General features: G+C 65.2%; 21 protein-coding genes and 2 tRNA genes. 16 read left to right on the top strand and 7 right to left on the bottom strand.

Features of this window, described 5'->3' with window-relative positions; translation table 11 throughout:
• The first annotated feature begins 80 nt into the window (after positions 1-80).
• The 10 genes from V6D00_05210 to V6D00_05255 all read left to right on the top strand — a co-directional run bounded on the left by V6D00_05210 (position 81) and on the right by V6D00_05255 (position 7,611).
• A complete protein-coding gene (locus V6D00_05210; protein ID HEY9898561.1) occupies positions 81-314 on the top strand; it encodes a BolA family protein in 234 nt (77 codons plus the stop codon).
• A 31-nt stretch (positions 315-345) separates the two neighbouring features.
• The gene (locus tag V6D00_05215; protein HEY9898562.1) at positions 346-693 is read left to right on the top strand and encodes a glutaredoxin domain-containing protein; all 348 of its coding nucleotides are present in this window, start codon (positions 346-348) and stop codon (positions 691-693) included.
• Between the two features lie 142 nt (positions 694-835).
• Positions 836-3,163, top strand: coding sequence for a hydrogen gas-evolving membrane-bound hydrogenase subunit E (gene mbhE / locus V6D00_05220; GenBank protein HEY9898563.1), 2,328 nt, complete (start codon positions 836-838; stop codon positions 3,161-3,163).
• Entirely contained in the window at positions 3,156-3,563 is a 408-nt protein-coding gene (locus V6D00_05225; GenBank protein ID HEY9898564.1) for an MnhB domain-containing protein, read from the top strand. Before mbhE ends, V6D00_05225 begins: the two co-directional genes overlap by 8 nt.
• A complete protein-coding gene (locus V6D00_05230; protein ID HEY9898565.1) occupies positions 3,560-3,892 on the top strand; it encodes a sodium:proton antiporter in 333 nt (110 codons plus the stop codon). Before V6D00_05225 ends, V6D00_05230 begins: the two co-directional genes overlap by 4 nt.
• The gene (locus V6D00_05235) at positions 3,889-5,328 is read left to right on the top strand and encodes a proton-conducting transporter membrane subunit (protein ID HEY9898566.1); all 1,440 of its coding nucleotides are present in this window, start codon (positions 3,889-3,891) and stop codon (positions 5,326-5,328) included. The genes V6D00_05230 and V6D00_05235 overlap by 4 nt, the downstream gene beginning before the upstream one ends.
• Positions 5,325-5,822, top strand: a complete 498-nt coding sequence (locus V6D00_05240) for a Na+/H+ antiporter subunit E (protein ID HEY9898567.1) — start codon at positions 5,325-5,327, stop codon at positions 5,820-5,822. Before V6D00_05235 ends, V6D00_05240 begins: the two co-directional genes overlap by 4 nt.
• Positions 5,822-6,094 (top strand): monovalent cation/H+ antiporter complex subunit F, encoded by a 273-nt coding sequence (locus tag V6D00_05245; GenBank protein HEY9898568.1) that lies wholly within the window; start codon positions 5,822-5,824, stop codon positions 6,092-6,094. Before V6D00_05240 ends, V6D00_05245 begins: the two co-directional genes overlap by 1 nt.
• The gene (gene mnhG, locus V6D00_05250; GenBank protein ID HEY9898569.1) at positions 6,091-6,420 is read left to right on the top strand and encodes a monovalent cation/H(+) antiporter subunit G; all 330 of its coding nucleotides are present in this window, start codon (positions 6,091-6,093) and stop codon (positions 6,418-6,420) included. The genes V6D00_05245 and mnhG overlap by 4 nt, the downstream gene beginning before the upstream one ends.
• Before the next feature lie 144 nt (positions 6,421-6,564).
• Positions 6,565-7,611: an acyltransferase gene (locus V6D00_05255; protein ID HEY9898570.1), complete on the top strand. Its 1,047-nt coding sequence runs from the start codon at positions 6,565-6,567 to the stop codon at positions 7,609-7,611.
• A 168-nt stretch (positions 7,612-7,779) separates the two neighbouring features.
• Here the strand turns inward: V6D00_05255 and tpx are convergent, their stop codons facing one another.
• Together tpx and V6D00_05265 are read right to left on the bottom strand one after the other, a co-directional pair.
• The gene (tpx, locus tag V6D00_05260; protein HEY9898571.1) at positions 7,780-8,280 is read right to left on the bottom strand and encodes a thiol peroxidase; all 501 of its coding nucleotides are present in this window, start codon (positions 8,278-8,280) and stop codon (positions 7,780-7,782) included.
• 87 nt (positions 8,281-8,367) lie between these two features.
• On the bottom strand, positions 8,368-8,961 hold the full coding sequence (locus tag V6D00_05265; GenBank protein HEY9898572.1) for a YdeI/OmpD-associated family protein: 594 nt from the start codon (positions 8,959-8,961) through the stop codon (positions 8,368-8,370).
• A gap of 146 nt (positions 8,962-9,107) precedes the next feature.
• Here V6D00_05265 and V6D00_05270 point away from each other — a divergent pair, with 146 nt between their 5' ends.
• The 3 genes from V6D00_05270 (at position 9,108) to V6D00_05280 (ending at position 13,047) form a co-directional block, all read left to right on the top strand.
• Positions 9,108-9,635, top strand: a complete 528-nt coding sequence (locus V6D00_05270; GenBank protein HEY9898573.1) for a zf-TFIIB domain-containing protein — start codon at positions 9,108-9,110, stop codon at positions 9,633-9,635.
• A gap of 52 nt (positions 9,636-9,687) precedes the next feature.
• A complete protein-coding gene (locus V6D00_05275) occupies positions 9,688-11,211 on the top strand; it encodes a hypothetical protein (GenBank protein HEY9898574.1) in 1,524 nt (507 codons plus the stop codon).
• Positions 11,212-11,953: 742 nt separating this feature from the next.
• Positions 11,954-13,047, top strand: a protein-coding gene (locus V6D00_05280) for an IS3 family transposase (GenBank protein ID HEY9898575.1) whose coding sequence is annotated in 2 segments (ribosomal slippage) — positions 11,954-12,209 and positions 12,209-13,047 — 1,095 coding nt in all. Because the reading frame shifts where the segments join, the coding sequence is not laid out codon by codon here.
• 581 nt (positions 13,048-13,628) lie between these two features.
• Here the strand turns inward: V6D00_05280 and V6D00_05285 are convergent.
• The 3 genes from V6D00_05285 to V6D00_05295 all read right to left on the bottom strand — a co-directional run bounded on the left by V6D00_05285 (position 13,629) and on the right by V6D00_05295 (position 14,417).
• Entirely contained in the window at positions 13,629-14,045 is a 417-nt protein-coding gene (locus V6D00_05285; protein HEY9898576.1) for a DUF6228 family protein, read from the bottom strand.
• A 203-nt stretch (positions 14,046-14,248) separates the two neighbouring features.
• Positions 14,249-14,323 (bottom strand) — tRNA-Gly (locus tag V6D00_05290).
• 17 nt (positions 14,324-14,340) lie between these two features.
• A tRNA-Pro gene (locus V6D00_05295) sits at positions 14,341-14,417 on the bottom strand.
• Between the two features lie 193 nt (positions 14,418-14,610).
• Here V6D00_05295 and V6D00_05300 point away from each other — a divergent pair.
• The 3 genes from V6D00_05300 to V6D00_05310 all read left to right on the top strand — a co-directional run bounded on the left by V6D00_05300 (position 14,611) and on the right by V6D00_05310 (position 16,450).
• Positions 14,611-15,195, top strand: coding sequence for a DUF4332 domain-containing protein (locus V6D00_05300; protein ID HEY9898577.1), 585 nt, complete (start codon positions 14,611-14,613; stop codon positions 15,193-15,195).
• Between the two features lie 161 nt (positions 15,196-15,356).
• Positions 15,357-16,235, top strand: a complete 879-nt coding sequence (gene uppP, locus V6D00_05305; protein HEY9898578.1) for an undecaprenyl-diphosphatase UppP — start codon at positions 15,357-15,359, stop codon at positions 16,233-16,235.
• A gap of 5 nt (positions 16,236-16,240) precedes the next feature.
• On the top strand, positions 16,241-16,450 hold the full coding sequence (locus V6D00_05310) for a hypothetical protein (protein HEY9898579.1): 210 nt from the start codon (positions 16,241-16,243) through the stop codon (positions 16,448-16,450).
• Between the two features lie 35 nt (positions 16,451-16,485).
• On the opposite strand, the gene ettA is transcribed toward V6D00_05310, so the two are convergent.
• Positions 16,486-18,402, bottom strand: coding sequence for an energy-dependent translational throttle protein EttA (gene ettA / locus V6D00_05315; GenBank protein ID HEY9898580.1), 1,917 nt, complete (start codon positions 18,400-18,402; stop codon positions 16,486-16,488).
• Positions 18,403-18,620: 218 nt separating this feature from the next.
• A complete protein-coding gene (locus V6D00_05320) occupies positions 18,621-18,986 on the bottom strand; it encodes a response regulator (protein ID HEY9898581.1) in 366 nt (121 codons plus the stop codon).
• Between the last annotated feature and the right edge of the window lie 91 nt (positions 18,987-19,077).

Below are 19,077 nucleotides of genomic sequence, written 5' to 3' on the forward strand. Positions count from 1 at the left end.
GTTAGAGTTGAAGTTTACTAAAAAGACCGTATTTGTCCGATTCAATCCCGGACGCACCTGAGGAGCGAGAACCGCCACCCATGATCACCCCCGAGCACCTGACCCAGTACATCCGCCAGGCCATGCCCGACGCCGAGGTGACGGTGACCGACAAGACGGGCACCTCGGACCACTTCATCCTGCGGATCGTCTCCGATGCCTTCGAGGGCAAGAACCCGCTGGACCGCCAGCGCCTTGTCTACCAGGTCCTGAGCGACCCCATGAGCGACGGGCGCATCCATGCCCTCGAGATCCGCACCGAGACCAAGTCCTGACCGTCCCCGCCCCCACTGAAGAGGAGACCCCATGAGCGAGCTGTTCAAGATGGCCGACACGGCCGTCGAAGAGGAAGTCCGCCGCGAGATCCAGGAGCACAAGATCCTGGTCTACGGCAAGGGTACCAAGACGATGCCCATGTGCGGGTTCACCCGCGAGACCGTGCAGTTCTTCGATCGGTACGGCTACGCCTACGAGGTGATCGACGTCCTGAGCAACCCGGCGAAGCGCGAGGTCCTCAGCCGCATGACCAACTGGCCCACCCTGCCCAAGGTCTTCATCAACGGCGAGTTCTACGGCGACACCGACATCCTCGATCCCATGGCCGAGAAGGGCGAGATCGAGCCGCTGCTCAAGAAGGCATTCGAACAAGCCTAGCCCCTCGCCTGGATCCCGCGCGCCCCGGATGCCTTCCGGGGCGCGCTTATTTTTGGCGCGCCGAAAAGAACTGGCCACTCTGACCAGCCTTGGCTCGTTCGCCTGCTTCTACACTCGGGGGTGTCGAAGCGAGGGGTCGATCGTGTCGAACGTGCTGGTCATCGCCATCATCCTGCCGTGGCTGTTCGCGGCGCTGCTGGCGCTCCTGCCCAAGGGCCTGGAGCGCTGGGCCAGCCGCGCGGCCCTCGGGGGCAGCCTCTTGACGGCGCTGAGCCTGACGCTCGCCTGGCGAGACCTCTCTCCCGGCGCGCACCTGGTCACCGTCGCCGAGCTCGATTGGCTGAGCGTCCCGGGCGGTCGCCTCTCGGTGGCCTACGACGGCCTCTCCTTCCTCTTCCTCATGCTGACGGCCTGGATCGCCGTGGTGGTGGTCCTGTTCTCAGGGGCATACCTGCCCCATGCCCAGCATGCCGAGCACGGCGATCGCAGCGAGTCGAGCTACTACGCCCTGCTTAGCGCCTTCACGGGCTGCATGTTCGGCCTCCTGCTCTCGGGGCACCTGCTCGGGTTCTACGTCTTCTGGGAGCTGACGAGCCTCGCCTCCTTCCTGCTCATCGGCTTCTGGCATCACGAGGCCCGCGCGCGCGAGGGCGCCCTGCGCAGCCTGGGAATGACCACCGCCGGCGGCGTCATGATGCTGGTCGGGTTCGTCGGGCTCGGGCTGAGCGTCGGGGCGTGGGGCTTCGGCGAGCTGCTCGCTGCGGGCCGGGTCGGGCCGCACACCCCGTCCCTCGCCGTGTGGGCTGCCCTCATCGCGGCCGGGGCCCTCGCCAAGAGCGCCCAGGTCCCCTTCTCCAGCTGGCTGCCCGGAGCCATGGCGGCGCCGACGCCGGTGAGCGCCTACCTTCACTCCGCTGCGCTGATCGCCTCGGGGATCTATCTACTGGCGCGCTTCTTCCCGCTCTTGAGCGGCACGCCCACCTGGCACTGGCTGCTCATCGCCTCGGGCCTGGTGGGTGGGCTGTTGGGGGGGCTCATCGCCCTGCGGCAGGACGAGCTCAAGGCCATGCTGGCCTACTCCACCGTCAGCCAGTACGCCTTCATCGTCCTGGCCTTCGGGCTCGGCACCCAGGCAGGGGCGCAGGCGGGGCTCTACGCCTTCTTCATCCACGCGTTCATCAAGGCGGGCCTGTTCCTGCTCAGCGGGGCGGTGACGCACCTGACCGGCGAGAAGCGCTTCGAGGCGCTCGGCGGCCTGGCCCATCGTCAACCCGTGCTCGCTGTCCTGGCCGTCGTCCTGGCCCTGTCCCTCGGGGGGGTGCCCATCTTCGGCGGCTTCTACTACAAGGAGGAGCTGCTCCACGCGGCCCTCGAGAACGACGCCTGGCTCCTGCTCGGGGCCCTGCTCGCCGGAGGGGGGCTCACCTTCCTCTACATGATGCGCTTCTTCAACGAGATCTTCCGGGGCGATCTGCCGGCTCCGCTCCACGTGGAGCGCCTTCCGCTGCGCATGACCTTCGCGATAGCCCTGCTCGCCGGGGTCTCGCTGGCCGCGGGCCTGGCTCCCAACTGGATGAACCATGCCCTGCTGGACCCTGCGATCGAGAGCGTCCTGCGCCACCCCGCGCCCTTCAGCGTCGAGCTGAAGTTCAGTGGCCTGCTGCTGCTCAGCCTCGTGGTCCTGGCCTGCGTGGCGGGCCTCTGGGCCCTATGGCGGCGCGGGGTGCTGCCGGAGGAGTGGCTGTGCCGGCTCCCCAGTCGCTTCGCCTTCGGCGGCAAGCACATGCTCGGGTGGTACTCCGCCGCCTCCGAGACCCTGCTCGGCCTTCACGACGGCAACCTCAGGCACTACCTGCGCTGGGAGCTGAGCGCGGCCGCCCTGCTCACGGTCGGCTGCTGGTGGGGGATCTCGTGGGGGACGCTCCCGGTGCCCGCGCGCTTCGATCTCGCCGTCACCCTCATGCTCGCGGTCGTGCTGCTGGCCGCGGCAGCGACCATCTGGCTGCGCTTCCACGTGCTCGCCGTCATCGCGCTGACCATCTCGGGCTACGCGCTCGCGGTGGTCTTCGCCCTCATGCACGCGCCCGACGTGGCTCTGGCGCAGGTGCTGGTCGAGACCCTCGCGACCTTCTCGATCGTGGTGGCCCTGAACCAGAGCCGGCAGATCAATCCGCAGCAGACCCGGATCCTGACGGCGGGCCGCCGTGACTGGGGGCGATGGGCCATCTCCATGGGGGTGGGCGCCATCATCGGCTGGCTCACCTACTGGGTGGGAGGGCGCGCCCCCCACTCCTCGATGGGCGAGCGCTATGCGGCCGATGGTCACGCGCTGAGCGGGATGTGGGATCTCGTGACGGCGATCCTGACCGACTTCAGGGCGCTCGACACGGCGATCGAGATCCTGGTCTTCGCCGCGGCGGCCCTCGCGGTGGTGGCTCTCTTCCGGCGTCGGGAGGAATCCCATGAATAATCCCCTCGTGCGCTTCGTTGCGGCTCTGGTGTTCGGGGTGACCTGGGTGATTGCCTGGCAGGAGATCCTCTATGCAAGCGAGCTGCCCGGCGAGGGTTTCACCGCCTCCATCCTCCTGCTCCTGGTGGTCCTTCTCCAGTACGCGGTCATGGGGCGCGCCGAGGCCGCCCGCCGCTTGCCGCCACCGGTCTTCGCCCGTGCCATGACCGCGGGATGCCTCCTGTTGCTCGTCCTGGTTGCTGTGCCGCTGGCGTGGGGCGGATCGGCCCTCGAGGTCTTCAAGATCCCGCTCGGGCCCTACGCCCTCTCGAGCACCACCCTCTTCGATCTGGCCCTCTTCCTCACGGTGAGCGGGTCCATGCTCGCGGCCTTCTGCGGCGTCACGGAGAACGAGGTATGACGGCCGTCTACGCGGTGGCCGTCGGCCTGCTTTTCACCATCGGCTGCTACCAGCTGCTCGGCAGGGATCTGCTGCGCATCGCCTTCGGGATATACATGGCCTTCAACGGTGTCAACCTGCTCATCATGGCGCTCGGAACCGTGCCGACGGGGGCCGCCCCCTTCGCCCAGCTCCGCGGCCCCTACGTGGATCCGCTGGTCCAGGCGATGGTCCTGACGGCGATCGTCATCGGGTTCGGGCTCGCCACCTTCCTGCTGATCCTGGCGGCACGCCTCGCCCAGGCGCGCAACACCCTGGACGCCGAGGCCATGCGACGGTGGCGGCGATGAGCCTCGCGTGGCTGCTCATCACCCCTCTGGCGGCTTTCGTGGCCGTGCTCTCGGCGCGGAGCCGGCCTCGCATGCAGGCGCTCGTCATCATGGCCATGGCCCTTTGCTCCTGCATCTTGAGCGCGGCCCTTTTCGCGGCGGGGCCCGCACCGCTCACCTACGCCCCTGGCGGCTGGGGGGAGCCGCTCGGGATCCTGCTGCGCGCCGACCCCCTCAGCCGTCTGATGTTGCTGCTGACGGGCGTCCTCTTCAGCGCGGGAGCTGCCTGCCATCTGGGCCAGACGTGGCAAGGGGGGGCACCCACCGGGCGTCCCGTCTACCACATGGCCTTCCCCTTGCTGCTGCTCGCCCTCAACTGCCTGTTCATGACGGCCGACTTCTTCAACTTCTACGTCTGCTTCGAGCTGGTCGCCGTCTCCTCGTACCTCCTCGTCGCGATGGGCAAGCATGCGCCTTTCGAGGCCGCCTGGAAGTACTCGGCCCAGAGCGTGATCGGATCCATTTGCCTGCTCACCGCCATTTGTCTGCTCTACAGCTGGACGGGGGCTCTGAGCATGGCCGACGTGACGGCGCGCCTCGAAACCCCCGCCCGCTGGGCAGCGCCGCTTCTTCTGGTGGCCTTCCTGCTCAAGGGCGCGATCTTCCCGTTCCACTTCTGGCAGCCGGACGCCCACGCGGCGGCGACCACGCCGGGCAGCGTCCTGCTGGCGGGCCTGCTCGTCAAGGTGGGATTGTACGGCCTCTTGCGCTTCTGGCCCCTGCTCCTGGGCGCAAGCCTGGAGAAGGCCTTTCTCGTCATCGGGGCCGCCTCGATCCTGTTCGGGGCGATCGCCGCCTGGCGCCAGAGCGATGCCAAGCGCCTCCTGGGTTTCTCCACGGTGAGCCAGCTGGGCTTCGTCCTGCTGGGGCTCGGGATGGGAAGTCCCGGGGCGCTGGGGGCGGCCGTCTTCTTCCTGGTCGCCCACTCGCTTGCCAAGTCCCTGCTTTTCCTTGCCACCGGCAGCGTCACCGACCGGGTGGGCCAGACCGCCTTCGCCGAGCTCGAGGGAGCCGGCAGGGGAATGCCCATGGCCTCGGCGGGCTACCTGATCGGTGCGCTCTCGCTTGTGGGGATGCCGCTCACCGCGGGCTTCGTGGGGAAGATAGGCCTGCTCGCGGAAGGGGCCCGGCTCGCCCTGTGGCCGTGGGTGGGACTCCTGGCGCTGGCGAGCGTGATGACGCTCGGGTACTGCGTGCGGGCGTACCAGTGCCTGTTCTGGGGACCGGCGCACGCGAGGCCCCTGGCGGGTCGGGCGAACCTCGGTTCGTCCGGTGCGATCGCGGCCCTGTCGCTCGTGGTGCTGCTGATCGGGGTGGCCCCTGCTCCTCTCTGGGAGTGGAGCCTCGCGAGCGCCGATGCCCTGATCGCCGCGCGGCTCGAGCGGGGGGCGCGATGAACGTCGCCTTCCTGCTGTTTTCGAGCGCAGCCTTGCTGGTCTGGTTTGCCCTGATCGGCCGCGCCGACGTGCCGGAGTGGTGCCTGGGCGCACCTGTCGTGCTGAGCGCCTGGGGCATCACGCAGCGCCTCGTGGATGCGCCGCTGCGCCTTGCGCCTTCACGCGCGCTGCCCTGGCTTCGAGGGGCGGTCGGTTACCTCTTGGGCTTCGTGGCCCCCGAGATCCCGCGGGCCACCTTGCGGGTTTTCGCCAAGGTCGTGCGGCCTCGGCAGGACGTCCAGTCCGCGATCATCGCCGTCCGGCTCCCCGAGGCGTCGCGCGCGGCCCTCATCTTGCTCGCCTACGGGATCTCCCTGACACCCGGTCAGTTGATCGTGGACATCGACTCCGAGGCGCACGTCCTCTACGTCCACATCCTGGATGCCGCGGACCCTGAGGCGGCACGCCAGGAGATCCTCGCCCTTTACGCGCGCTACCTCAAGGAGGTCATCTGATGCTGAACGCGGTGCTGATCGCGGCGCTTTCCTTCCTGGTCCTTCTCGCGTTCGCCACCACGTGGCGGGTCGTCACCGGCCCCACGATCCCGGACCGGCTGCTGGCGGGCGACCTCACGGTGGCGATCCTGACCTTCGTGCTCGCGATCGCCGCCATCCTCGGCGGGTCTGAGCTCTACCTGGACGCGGCCCTGGTCGCGGCCTTCCTCGCCTTCACCAGCACCATCGTGCTCACCCAGTTCATCGCCGGCGGCAAGGTGTTCGACGCATGATCGCCTGGATCGGCCTGTGCGCCCTGCTGCTCGGCATCGCCATCACCGCGGCGGGGGTGGTCGGCATCTACCGCTTTCCCGACGTCTACGCGCGCCTCAACGCCCTGGCCAAGGTGACGACCATGGGCGCGGTCCTGGTCCACCTCTCCTCGGGGGCCCTGCTGCCGCCCGGGCAAGGGGGGAAGGCAGTCCTGACGGCGCTCGTCCTGCTCCTGACCACTCCGGTCGTCACCCAGGCGATCGCCTACCTCGCGCACCGCCAGGGCCTGCCCAATCGCCTGCAGCGCGACGAGCTCGAAAGCGACCGGGCGAGCTTCGGGCTGTGATGTCGCGCTGGCGGCGCGAACCTAATACCGTAGGCAAAAAAGCCTACTCTCGAAGGGGCCATGCTGCACCCACAAGTCGCCTCCCGTGCTCTAAGCTGGAGAAGGTGCTATTTTGTGGCGCCTGGCACGATGGGGAAGGCGTCCATGAAAGAGAGCATCAATCGTCACCTGATCGGGATGCGAGCCGCAGGCTGCATCGCCGTCCTGTTCGTGCACGCCTTCACCGGTCCGCAGGAGCCGCTGCAACCGCTCCTGGAATCGCTCAACCAGCTCGCGCGCTTCGGCACCCCGCTCCTGCTCTTCATCTCGGCCTACCTGATGTTCGGGGCTTCGGGGCGAACGCCCTTCGACGTGCGCCGCTTCGTGCAGCGGCGCTTTCAGTACATCGTGCTGCCCTTCCTTCTGGTCTCGCTGATCCAGATCGCGCCCTTCGTGCAGCAGCGACAGTTCCTCAAGATCGGCATCCATTTCCTGACGGGCGGTGGGAGCCACCTCTTCTTCGTGCCCCTGATGATCCAGGTGTACGCCTTGTACGTGCTGCTGCGCGTGTGGGGGCGGCCCCTCGACTGGCGGCGGCTCTTGCTGCCGAGCTTGCTGGTATCGCTCGTCTGGTCGTGTGCCTGGCTTGGCCTGGATGTCCAGGTGAATCGCTGGCAGTGGCTTCTGCCTGGCTGGCTTCCTTTCGTCGTCCTCGGGGCCCTCTGCGCCACCGAGCCGAGCTGGCTGCCCGCGTTCTGGCGCCGCCACGCGCTCCCCCTGAACGCTGCCTTGCTCGCGGCTGCCGGTCTCGTGGCCGTCCAACTACATGTCTTCGGTCCTGGGTCGCTTTCGAGCGTGCAGCGGGAAATCCTGTCGACCAGCCGCGGCCCGGCGGTGATCGTCTACGCCTTGTTGTTCATCGCATGGTGGGTGGCAAGGTGGCCGCAGCTAAAGGAGCGAGAGCTGCCGCCGCTCATCGGCCTCATCAGCAGCCGTTCGTTCGGCATCTACCTGGTACACCCCTTCGTGAACGGGGCCTTGTCCGCGGTCCCCGCCTTCCTGAATGCTCCGTTGTTCCTGAGGGTGTTGCTCATGCTGCTCGCCTCGCTCGCCTTGGTCTGTCTCGTCGGGGCGCTGCCCGGGGGGAGCTGGCTGGTCGGCAAGCCCAGCCCCACCGGGATCACGCCTCGGCGCGAGCAAGTGGTCGCCTGAGGTTCTGCGGGCGCGAGGGCATGTGCGATCGCGCGTGCTCGTCACGGCGGTGAGTTTTTGTCGGGTACGACGCCTGGGCGCTCGTGGACGTCTACCCGACCACGCTTCGCACGAACGAGGTGGCCCGAAAGGCGGCGGCCCCGGAATGATCCGGGGCCGCACGGGGGCTTATGCCAGGGCCTTGAGGGCGGCCGCGTAGTTCGGCTCCTGGGCGATCTCGGGGACCTGCTCCTCGTAGACGATCTTGCCCTGCGGGTCGATCACGACCACCGCCCGCGACAGGAGCCCGGCGAGGGGGCCGTCCTGCATGGTCAGGCCGTAGCGCTCGGCGAACTCGTGGTGACGGAAGCCGGACAGGGACACCACGTTGGTGAGGCCCTCGGCGCCGCAGAACCGCGCGTGCGCGAAGGGCAGGTCGTTCGACACGCAGAGCACGACGGTGTTGTCGAGCTTCTCGGCCGAGGCGTTGAAGCTGCGGACGGACGCCTGGCAGACGCCCGTGTCGATGCTCGGGAAGATGTTCAGGATGACGCGCTTGCCCGCGAAGTTCTTGAGCGAGACGTCGCCGAGGTCGGTCCTGGTCAGGGTGAAGTCGGGGGCCGTCGTGCCGACCGGCGGGAGCTGGCCGGACGTGTGGATCGGGTTGCCCTTGAAGGTGATGGTCGCCATGGTGCCTCCTTGTAATGGGGTGCGTTCGGATCATTCGGAAAGCCGCTCCCAATTGTAAAGGAATATCCGGAGTCCACCAGGCGAGGCTCAGTGGATCTTCTCTTGCCTCAGCATCAGCTCGAGCGCCCACGCGAGGCGCCGGGCACGCGTCTCTGGCTTCTTGGCCGACTGGATGCGGTAGTAGAGGGCGAAGCGGTTCGCCTTGTCGAGGCCCTCGAAGAAGACCTTGGCCTCGGGGTGCCGGTCGAGCAGGGCGAGGAAGTCCTCCGGCATGCGCGCCTGGCTCGGTGAGTCGTAGGCGGCGTCCCACTGGCCGTTGCGCTTGGCCTCCTCGATGGCTTGCTGGCCAGCGGGCTGCATCTTGCCGGCCTCGATGAGGCGCGCGACGTGCCCCCGGTTGGCCTTGGACCAGGGCGATCGCGCCTTGCGGGGCGAGAAGCGCTGCAAGTAGCTGTGCGCGTCGTACGCGTTCTTGGTGCTGTCGATCCAGCCGTAGCAGAGGGCCTCGTCGAGGGCTTCCGCATAGGTGAGGGTGGGCTGCCCACTCCCCTTCTTGTAGAGGCGCACCCAGACGCCCGGGGCCCGGGCGTGGTGGTCGGCGAGCCATGCGCGCCAGTCTTCCTGGGAGGCGAAGGGGAGGATGGGAAGGTCCTTGAGGGATTCAGTCGGCGGTGGGGTCATGGTTTCCGGTTCCGTTAAGGGGGCTGAAGAGAGTTTACCCCGTGAAGCATCGGTCGTTCCAGCGCCGAGGAGCCGGCATGCCGAGATTTCCGCGGGCGGGGGCCGGGTAAGAAATAGTGGAGTACTTGTTTGCTTGGAGGGCGTTCATGACTTGTCCAGCTTGCGGCCATTCCCTGAGCCAGGTCCCGGCGGGGACGATCGTCGTCGATGCCTGTGTTCAGGGCTGCGGTGGGCTCTGGTTCGACGCTTTCGAGCTCAAGAAGGTGGACGAAGCCCATGAAGCCGCAGGGGAAGCCCTGCTCTCCATTCGACCGGCGGGGGATCGGGCGTCCGTTCGAGACGAGAAGCGCCGCTGCCCGAAGTGCGCCGGCGTCGCGCTCTTCAAGCACTTCGCGAGTGTCCGGCGGCGCGTGACGGTCGATGAGTGTCCGGGCTGCGGCGGCTTCTGGCTTGACGCCGGCGAGCTGGAGCAGATCCGGGGCGAGTTCGCAGGCGAGGCCGAGAAGGACCACGCCACCGAAACAGCGATCGCGCAGCAGGTCGATTCGCTGGCTGCCGGTGCGATCGCCGAGCGGGAGGAGAACCTGGCGCGATCGCAGCAGGTGGCCCGCATGTTCAGGCTGATCTGCCCGAGCAACTACCTGCCGGGCAAGCAGGACTGGGGGGCCTTCTAGGCGGCCGCGCACGCCACGGCGCAAGCTTCCCACCGATTCAAGGAGCCCCCTCATGACCGAGCCCATTCGCGAAACCGGCATCCGCCGCTCCAGTCCGCTTGCGACCACGGTCAAGCGCGGCACGCAGAAGCTATCGGCCAGCGTTACCTCCGCCATTCGCAAGGGGACCGCGAAGCTGAGCGCGGTGCCGGATCGCCTCCACCTCTCGACCGCCCAGAAGCTGAAAGAGGGCAACCGGATCGCCCTGTCCGAGGCGGGCGGCACCCTTGCCGGCGTCTTCACGCATCCGCTCGGCACCCTCAAGAGCATCGCCAGGGGGATCGGGGATCTCGTCGTTCATCCGGACAAGGCCGTCGCCTCGGTGGCCGATCGCTTCAAGCGGGATCCCTTCGACGGGGTGGTCGCCACGGCGAACCTCGGGGCCGCGTACGCGGGTCTCGGCTCGCTGGCGCTGGTCGCGGGGGCCTTCGTCGCGGCTCCGTTCACGGGGGGCGCCTCCCTGGCGATCCTGCCCCTGGCGGGTACCCTGGGGTCGGCGGCCGGCGCAGCCGGCCTGGTGACGCTCGGGGCCTCCTTCGCCAAGAACCAGGTGGATATCGCCCGGAGCGAGACCCGCTCGGAGCTCGAAAAAGAGGCGGGCGAGCTCGGGGCCGACTACGCCAACGCCGGCCTCCAGGCGGTGGGCTACGGAGCCGGCAAGGCACTCCACAAGGCGGCCGAGGCGATCAAGCCCAAGAACCTCACCCCTTCCTCGGCGCAGCGCGCTTACGACACGCTGGCCGACAAGGTCCGGGAGAAGCTCGCGCATCAGCAGGCCGACGCCCACGGCGGGGTCAAGACCAACGACATGAGCCTCGAGCAGGTCCGGCAGGAAGGAATTCGCCAGGTACAGGAGGCCGTCGACTGGAGCGTGCAGGGTAAGCGCGATCTGCACGTTGTTGACGTAGACCGGGGCAGCTTCGACGGGCTCTCGGACGTCGGCGATCGTCGGCTGGCCTTCCACGGGACCCGCGAGGAGATCGGCGAGCTGATCGTCAAGAACGGCTTCAAGCCGAGCGAGATCGGCGACTATGGCAGCGGCGTCTACCTCGCGACCTCGCCGAAGACGGGGGTGGGGTACGCCGACAACGTCACCATCTCGCGATCGCTGGGGAAGAACAAGCAGCCTGTCGTCGTCACCACCGAGGTGGCCACCGGCAAGGTGCTGGATTTCCTGGCGGACAAGGATCGCTTCCTCGAATGGGCCAAGGCGCGCTTCGATCCCACCGATCTGACCGACCCGGTGAACGCGCCCTACGTCAAGCCGAACGTGCCGGTGAATCCTCTGGTCGATAACTCCTACACGCGGTACTTGCCGCGCTATGCCAAGGAGATGGGTTTCGACTCCATCCTCATCCGAGACGCGGAGGGGCTCGGCAAGGACTTCTGGGTGGTCCACGATCCCAGTCGCCTGGTGATCCGCCAGGCCATCAGCCTGGATGTCCCGACCAACCGCGAGCTCTTCCCCTCGACCATCGACGGTCGTATCGCCGCGACCGTCGAGCAGGTCCACACGACCTCCCAATCCGATAAATGACAATTTAGTCCGTTATTGTGTGAGAAATCCCACTGTGGGGGACATATTATTCGATTTGAAGTTCAGTAGCTGCTACGGACGGTATTATTGATCGAACAGGGTACATTGAAGGTGCGAGGGGTGAGACCCAAAGCAAAGTTGAAAAGGGACGGTAAACACCCTTAGAGGCGACACCGCCACAAGGCTTGCAATTAATGCGGTTACAGACCCCTCCGGCCCCTGCCTTCATGGCGGGGGCCACTTTCGTTGGGAAAGAATAGAGGGTTTATATCTCCTCGAATCTTTTGCTACTTTGTAATTTATTGATTAAAAGGATGTTTATTGCTTAATTATTGTAATACCCTAAGGCATCGATCGGTATTGAAGTTCGGTAGCGGCTACGGACGGTATTATTGACCGAACAGGGTACATTGAAGGTGCGAGGGGTGAGACCCAAAGCAAACTGAAAAGGGACGGTAAACACCCTAGAGGCGACACCGCCACATAGCTTGCGATTCAAGCGGTTACAGACCCCTCTCTGGCCCCTACCTTCATGGTGGGGGCCCAATTCATCCCTGAATTGCACCAGACGTTTTGCCTGCGATCAAGCACCCAACCATGCGATAGCAAGCTCACTCCCTGATGGTATCCCGGGATGCGGCCTTCCTTCCCGTGCTATGGCAAGATAATCCTGACCTGACTCCCGAAAACCGGGTCAGCAAGAATTTGGATCTCCCGGGAATAGAACCCGAGGAGGGGCAGTATGAAATCCAGCCGTTTCACCGAAGAGCAAATCATCCGGGCGATCAAAGAGGTCGATGCAGGCCGCAAGGTGGCTGACGTCTGCCGCGAGCTCGGCGTCACCGATCAGACCATGTACAACTGGCGCCGCAAATACGGCGGCATGGAAGTCAGCCAAGCAAAGCAACTGAAGCAGCTTGAGGACGAGAATCGGCGCCTGAAGCTGCTCTTGGCGGATGCCACCCTGGACAACCAGGCGTTAAAGGCGGCCCTCGGAAAAAACTGGTGAAGCCCGCAGCCAAGCGACGTCTCGTTCGGTACTGGGTGGATAACTTCCAGCTGAGCGAGCGCCGGGCCTGCGGGCTTGCGAATCTGGCCAAGTCGGTGTGGCAATACAAGAGCAAGAAGGCGGTCTCCGACGCGCCTCTCAAGGAGCAATTGCTGGAACTGGCTCGTGAGCGACCTCGCTTTGGCTACAGACGGCTCTGGGCGATGCTCCGGCGCCAGGGTGAGGTAGTCAATCGAAAGCGCGTCTACCGGGTCTACCGCGAACTTGGCCTGGCGGTCCGACGCCGCAAGCGCAAGAAGATCGCAGCGGCCGCCAGGGTACGGATGCCCGCTCCAAGCCGATCGAACCAGCGTTGGAGCATGGACTTCGTAAGCGATGGCTTGAGGGATGGCCGGAGGTTCCGTACGCTGAACATCGTCGACGACTACACCCGCGAGTGCCTGGCCATCGAGGTCGATTTCTCGCTACCTGGTGCGCGGGTGGTGTGCGTCCTGAACGAGTTGGCCGCCACGCGGGGCCTGCCGGAGGCCATAACGATCGACAACGGCCCCGAGTTCGCAGGTAAGGCACTGGACGAGTGGGCCTACGAGAAAGGAGTGAGCTTGCAGTTCATCCGGCCGGGCAAGCCGGTCGAGAACGCGTATATCGAGTCCTTCAACGGCAAGTTCCGGGACGAGTGCCTCAATACGCACGTCTTCAAGAACATGCTGCACGCTCGGGCGCTAATCAGCGCCTGGCGAGACGATTACAACCAGGTCAGACCTCACAGCGCCTTGGGCCTATTAAGCCCGCAGGAGTTCAACCGAGGAACCGCACGAACCGCGTGAGATCCAAAATTCGATCGGGTCAACCGAGGGTGTCAGGTCAAGCGGTCTAACGTCAGGCAGCAAGCTTGAGGAAGAGATCTGGGTGGAGTTCGCTAACGATCACTCTCGGCTGATGACCGTTGCTGACAGCATTCGCCGAGCAATGGCTGACACCTCAACGAGCGCGAGAATGCAGGCTCGCCTTTTTAGGTCACTACCTTAAAGGCGTACACTGAATATTTTTACGCTCATTGAATTTTGTATATATTCCACACTCCATTATTCATTTTCAACTTTACAAGAACTTGTCCATTTTTCTTTGATCCATGAATCCATAAGCGTAATGCAGAATCGCCAGTTTCTCCAACGTACTGATAGTATGAGTCAATTGGGAGAAGCAATACAATTTCTGGATTTCCGAATTCGTTTCTGATGTAAGGGTCGTTTGATAGGCGGGTCAGTGTCATGCTCATTGCATCGCTGCGAACAAGACTGGAATATGCCACTACCCAGATAACGAGGGAGAAAATAATAAATCCAGGAAGGCTCTTCTTGGTATATATAAGATATTTCTTTGCGATATTTGTAATGGTCATCATGTGTTATTGGTGGAATGCGAAAAACGCCCGAGAAGTATTTGAAATTTGCTCCAGTTGCCCGGCTTCTATCTGAAGCGTTGCTTTGACCGTCCAAGGTGTGCTCATCAATCTAGCAGGATCGAGGGTGACCGCCATTTGGTGCTGACCAGTGCGATCAGACGTGCAGGCGATTTGAAGAACGCCATCTCGTGATTTCCATACCTTTTCACCTGACCATTCCTGCCAGTGCTCTGCCAAATCTTGGAAGAACTCAGGTAGACCACCGCCCAAGTAGTCGTCGATGGTTGCAGAGGCTTGCAGGCCATCCACTTCAAGACTGGCTGTGAACTCGTCTATGAGACTGTCAGAGAATGATGGATTGCTGAGAATGAGCTTGTTTCGACCAAGTGGCGGAATGCTCAGAGTTGGAGAGGCGGTCATATCCACTGAAGGCGAACTCCCGGAGTGTTTACATTGCTGTGACCAAATACTCATAGGGAAATCGTACCCATGATTGAGCAGGGATTACCCGCTTGCCGACCCGTGAAACAAAACTCGTTTCATCTGTTTCATTCGTTTCAAGTATTGAAACTTGTACCGGCGCATAGCAAAAGCCCTCGGACCGAAATCCGAGGGCTCGTAATTGGAGCGGGCGATGGGATTCGAACCCACGACAGCCTGCTTGGAAGGCAGGAACTCTACCACTGAGTTACACCCGCACGGTGATTTAGAGAAATGGTCGGAGCGCTGGGATTCGAACCCAGGACCCTCTGCTCCCAAAGCAGATGCGCTACCAAGCTGCGCTACGCCCCGAAAAGGCGTGTTCAGCATAGCAACTTCCTCGGACGGTTGTCAATCGAACGCCGTGCTTGCTCGAGCGCATTCGAGCGTGAGCCTTAGCTGGGATTTAGCCATGGATTAATGAGGCCTTAAGAAAGATCCGCCCAGCGCTCCCTATAACGTTTGTGAGCTGTTAAGTGGTGCTCGATTCAAGGGGGAAATGACGATGCAAGTTCAACGTTCAATCGCGCTGATGCCGACCCGCGTGGCGGGGCCCGTCAAGGCAGGTGGCGGCGAGACCGCCCAGGCCCAGGCGCCCGCCCAGCAGATGGCCGCCCAGGGCAGCGACACCCTCAACCAGATGAACCAGCTCCTCGGCAACGAGCAGGACCTGGCCAGGCTGAACCGCGTCTTCCTCGCGAGCCCCGGCATGCTGCGCTTCGCCACCGGCGGCGGCATCCGCCGCGCCATCACCTCGTTCCTCACGGGCATCCCGAAGGATCAGCTCATCCAGTACGGCCAGATGGCCGACATGATGCGCGTCCAGGGCATGCAGCCTCAGTGGGCCCACCTCTTCGTCAAGGCCGGCATCAAGAACCCCGGCGAGCTCTCCAAGTACGCCGGCGACGACTGGTCCGCCCAGATCCAGCGCGGCATCATCTGGGGCGCCATGGCCGCCAAGGCCATCGAGTCGGCGGGCAACGGCCGCAACTACTCGCCCCCCTCCTACGACCAGATCAAGACCCTCGCCGGCAATTCCGTCGGCCTCGGCTCGGTCATCAACCTCGGAGTTCCCCAGACCCAGGGCTAGACCCTCCCCCTACAGCTCAATCCATCCAGACGCCTCGCGCCCGCCGTTCCCCCCGGCAGGCGCGAGGCATCGTCATGACGCCCATCTCGGCGCGCTCATATGGTAAAATCCCAGGGTTTGACCGCTCGTCTTTTCGACCCACCCCGAGAAAGGACCCCCCGTTGGATCTGCTTCAGTCCGTCGTGCTGGGCGTGGTGCAGGGCATCACCGAGTTCCTGCCCGTCAGCAGCACCGCCCACCTCATCCTCGTCCCCTGGTTCATGAACTGGCGCGATCCGGGCCTGACCTATGACGTGGTGCTCCAGGGCGGGACCTTCCTGGCGGTCATCTGGTACTTCTGGACGGATATCCGCAACATGCTCTGGGCCTGGATCCGCAGCCTGAGCAAGCCGGACCTCGCCAACGATCCCGACCAGCGTCTCGCATGGCTCGTGATCCTGGGCTCGGTCCCGGCAGGCGTCGCGGGCGTGCTGCTCGAGAAGCACATCGAGACGACCTTCCGCTCGCCCTACGTCATTGCGGCGACCCTCATCGGGGTGGGCCTCTTGCTGGCGCTCGCCGAGGTGGTCGCCCGGCACCAGAGAGAGCTGAAGGGCTTGCGCTGGCTGGATGCGCTCGTGATCGGCATCGGCCAGGCCTGCGCCTTGATCCCCGGCACCTCGCGCTCGGGCGCGACCATGACCGCGGCCATGTTCATGGGCTTCAGCCGGACGGCGGCGGCGCGCTTCTCCTTCCTGCTCGGTATTCCCATCATCTTCGCGAGCACCCTCTTCAAGGTGAAGCACTACGTGGACGACTTCGGCCTGAATCATCCCGGCCGATCGCTCGCCGACCACCTCCTGCAAAGCCCGAACACCGTGCCCTTCGTCGTGGGGACGGTGGTCTCGACCGTGGTGGGCTACCTGAGCATCCGCTTCTTGCTGGCGTACCTCCAGCGCGGGACCATGTGGCTGTTCATCGGGTATCGCCTGGTACTGGGGGCCTTGATCCTGGTCATGCTGCTGACCAACCGCCTGCCTGCCACCATGCACGTCGGCTAGCCGCGATGGAGGCCTTCGAGGTGACGCTGGACGGCACGCCGCATCGCTTCTTCTTGGGGGCGACGGTGCGGGACCTGGCGGGGCGCCTGGGCCCCGAGGATCGGGTGGCGATCGAAAACGGCCTCGCCACCATCACCGACTCGCACGGCAACGCGCTCGGCTCCGGCGGGGCGCTGCGGCCCCAGGGGCGATACTTGCTGGTTCGGACGGTCTGAACGAGTAGGGGGCGGGATTTCCCGCCCCCTTCGCCTTATGCCTCTACCGGGGCGAGGCCGTCCCGGATGGCCTCGAGCTCCTGCCAGCGCAGGTAGAGGGTCTCCACCTCGCGCTTGGCCGCGTCGGCCTGGTCGAGCAGGGCCTGGACCTCGTGGCCGCGCTCCGCGTAGAGGCCCGGGTCCTGGAGCATGCCTTCGAGCTCGGCGACCCTCGATTCGGCCTCCTCGATGCGGGCCTCGATGGTCTCGAGCTCCTTGGTCTCCTTGTAGCTCATCTTGCGCTGGGCCTGTCGCTCGGGCCTCGTGGAGGCGCTCGGCGCGGCGGGACCGGGCTTGGGGGCCGCGGGGACGGCGCGCCGCTCCAGGTAGCGATCGTAGGAGCCTTCCGAGTAGACGATCTTGCCATCGCCCTCGAAGGCGAGGATCCCCGTCGCCACCCGGTTGAGGAAGTAGCGATCGTGGCTGACGACCAGCGCGCAGCCCTTGAAGGCCACCAGGGCGTCCTCGAGGGCGCGCAGGGTCATCAGGTCCAGGTCGTTGGTCGGCTCGTCCAGGATCAGGACGTTGCCGCCGGTCCTCAGCAGCTTGGCCAGCTGCACCCGGTTCTGCTCGCCGCCCGACATGCGCTTGACGGGCGTGTTGGCCTGCTCGTCGGTGAAGAGGAAGCGCTTGAGGTAGCTGCGCACCGTGATCTGGCGATCCTCGATCGAGACCCACTGGGATTCGCCCGCCACCTCCTCGACCACGGTCTTCTCGGGATCGAGCAGGTGGCGCCCCTGGTCGGCGTAGACGAAGCGGGTGTTGACCCCCACCTCGATGGTGCCGCTGTCGGGCTGGTCCTGGCCCAGGATCATGCGCATGAGGGTGGTCTTGCCCATCCCGTTCGGACCGATGACCCCGAGGCGCATGCCGGCGGCAAGCTCCAGGTCCAGGTCCGAGACGAGGGTGCGATCGCCGAAGCGCTTGGTGACCCCCTTGAGGTGGACGACCTTGTTGCCCAGGCGCTGGGTCATGGGGATGACCAGGTCGAACTCCCCATGGGCGTCGGGCGGCCCCTGATCGACGAGATCCTGGAAGCGATCGACGCGGGCCTGCTGCTTGGTGCTTCGGGCCTTGGGTTGCTTGCGCACCCACTGCAGCTCGCGACGGATCGTCATCTGGCGGACGTGCTCGGACTTGGCCTGGGCCTCCTCGCGCTCGGCCTTGAGCAGGAGGTAGTCGGAGTAGTTGCCCACGTACTCGGCGAGCTTCCCGAAGTCCAGCTCGATCATGCGGTCGGCGACGTTGTCGAGGAAGTAACGGTCGTGGGTGACGAGCACCACGGTGCCGGAGTAGCTGGCCAGGTAGCCCTCGAGCCACGCGATGGTCTCGGCGTCGAGGTGGTTGGTCGGCTCGTCCAGCACCAGCAGGTCCGGCCGGGCCACCAGGGTGCTCGCCAGCGAGACGCGTCGCAGCTCGCCGCCCGAGAGGCCGCGGATGGGCCGGTCGGGGTCGGGCACCCGCAGGTGCTGCATGACGCGCGAGACCTCCACGTCGAGGTTCCACGCGTCGAGCCGCTCGATCTCGGCCTGGAGGCGCCCGTGCTCGGCGGCCGCCGCCGGGTCGTCGGCCAGCTCATGGGAGAGGGCATGATAGCGCGCGAGCAGGGCGCGGGCCTCGCCGAGCCCCGCCTCGACGCTCTCGCGCACGGTCGCGTCGGGGGAGAGGGTGAACTCCTGCTGCAGGTAGCCGATGCGCAGGCCGCGCGCGCGCACGACCTCGCCCTCGTCCGGGGGCTCCTGCCCCGAGAGGATCCGCATCAGGGTCGACTTCCCGGCGCCGTTGACGCCCAGGAGCCCGAGGCGGTTGCCCTGGTGAACGGTCAGGCTGACGTCGTCGAGGATCGCGCGGCCTTGGAAACGATGGGTCACGCCCCTCAGCGAGAGGAGGGGCTCTCCGGCGAAAACATCCATGTCTTCAGGATAGCACGACGCCCCGACGCTCGGCGTCTTGGCGGCTCTCGATCGTCGAGCGGCGCCTCGTCAGTAGACGTCGAAGAGATTGCCGAGGTCGGTGCGGCACCCCGCCGCGCTCAACGCGAGCATCACCAGGGTCGCAAGGTAGATCAGTCTGCGCATGGATGGGCCTCCTGGCGCTATCATACCCGGCGCTCGCCCCTTCGGCACGCCGCCTACTTGGTCAGGACCGCCTCGATGGCGGCGATCACGCGCTCCTTGCGGAAGGGCTTGACGATGAACTCCTTGGCGCCCGCCTTCACTGCGGCGACCAGCATGTCCTGCTGGCCGACGGCCGAGCACATGACGATGCGCGCGCCGGGGTCGTCGGCGATGATCGCCCGCGCGGCGGCCAGGCCGTCCCCGTCGGGCATGGTGATGTCCATGGTGACCACGTCCGGCTTGAGGGTCGGGTAGAGCGCGATCGCCTCGCGGCCGCTGCAGGCCTCACCGGCCACTTTCCACCCCTTCTCCTCGATGAGCTTGGCGATGCAGCGTCGCATGAAGAGGGCGTCGTCGACGATCAGGACCCGTAGGCTCATGTACTTCTCCTTGCGCAACTGGCGCCCACCGGCGCTCCTGTCTGTAGCTATTTTGTGAAATATTGAGAAAATCTAAACATAGTCACCTTTT

It is taken from the genome of Pantanalinema sp., assembly GCA_036704125.1.
GTDB lineage: Bacteria > Cyanobacteriota > Sericytochromatia > S15B-MN24 > UBA4093 > JAGIBK01.

What these genes read in the sequence shown, in the direction of transcription:
- V6D00_05210 (HEY9898561.1), top strand. Translation starts at nt 81, where the DNA reads ATGATCACCCCCGAGCACCTGACCCAGTACATCCGCCAGGCCATGCCC.
- V6D00_05215 (HEY9898562.1), top strand. Translation starts at nt 346, where the DNA reads ATGAGCGAGCTGTTCAAGATGGCCGACACGGCCGTCGAAGAGGAAGTC.
- V6D00_05225 (HEY9898564.1), top strand. Translation starts at nt 3,156, where the DNA reads ATGAATAATCCCCTCGTGCGCTTCGTTGCGGCTCTGGTGTTCGGGGTG.
- V6D00_05230 (HEY9898565.1), top strand. Translation starts at nt 3,560, where the DNA reads ATGACGGCCGTCTACGCGGTGGCCGTCGGCCTGCTTTTCACCATCGGC.
- V6D00_05235 (HEY9898566.1), top strand. Translation starts at nt 3,889, where the DNA reads ATGAGCCTCGCGTGGCTGCTCATCACCCCTCTGGCGGCTTTCGTGGCC.
- V6D00_05240 (HEY9898567.1), top strand. Translation starts at nt 5,325, where the DNA reads ATGAACGTCGCCTTCCTGCTGTTTTCGAGCGCAGCCTTGCTGGTCTGG.
- V6D00_05245 (HEY9898568.1), top strand. Translation starts at nt 5,822, where the DNA reads ATGCTGAACGCGGTGCTGATCGCGGCGCTTTCCTTCCTGGTCCTTCTC.
- mnhG (HEY9898569.1), top strand. Translation starts at nt 6,091, where the DNA reads ATGATCGCCTGGATCGGCCTGTGCGCCCTGCTGCTCGGCATCGCCATC.
- V6D00_05255 (HEY9898570.1), top strand. Translation starts at nt 6,565, where the DNA reads ATGAAAGAGAGCATCAATCGTCACCTGATCGGGATGCGAGCCGCAGGC.
- tpx (HEY9898571.1), bottom strand. Translation starts at nt 8,280, where the DNA reads ATGGCGACCATCACCTTCAAGGGCAACCCGATCCACACGTCCGGCCAG.
- V6D00_05265 (HEY9898572.1), bottom strand. Translation starts at nt 8,961, where the DNA reads ATGACCCCACCGCCGACTGAATCCCTCAAGGACCTTCCCATCCTCCCC.
- V6D00_05270 (HEY9898573.1), top strand. Translation starts at nt 9,108, where the DNA reads ATGACTTGTCCAGCTTGCGGCCATTCCCTGAGCCAGGTCCCGGCGGGG.
- V6D00_05275 (HEY9898574.1), top strand. Translation starts at nt 9,688, where the DNA reads ATGACCGAGCCCATTCGCGAAACCGGCATCCGCCGCTCCAGTCCGCTT.
- V6D00_05285 (HEY9898576.1), bottom strand. Translation starts at nt 14,045, where the DNA reads ATGACCGCCTCTCCAACTCTGAGCATTCCGCCACTTGGTCGAAACAAG.
- V6D00_05300 (HEY9898577.1), top strand. Translation starts at nt 14,611, where the DNA reads ATGCAAGTTCAACGTTCAATCGCGCTGATGCCGACCCGCGTGGCGGGG.
- V6D00_05310 (HEY9898579.1), top strand. Translation starts at nt 16,241, where the DNA reads ATGGAGGCCTTCGAGGTGACGCTGGACGGCACGCCGCATCGCTTCTTC.
- ettA (HEY9898580.1), bottom strand. Translation starts at nt 18,402, where the DNA reads ATGGATGTTTTCGCCGGAGAGCCCCTCCTCTCGCTGAGGGGCGTGACC.
- V6D00_05320 (HEY9898581.1), bottom strand. Translation starts at nt 18,986, where the DNA reads ATGAGCCTACGGGTCCTGATCGTCGACGACGCCCTCTTCATGCGACGC.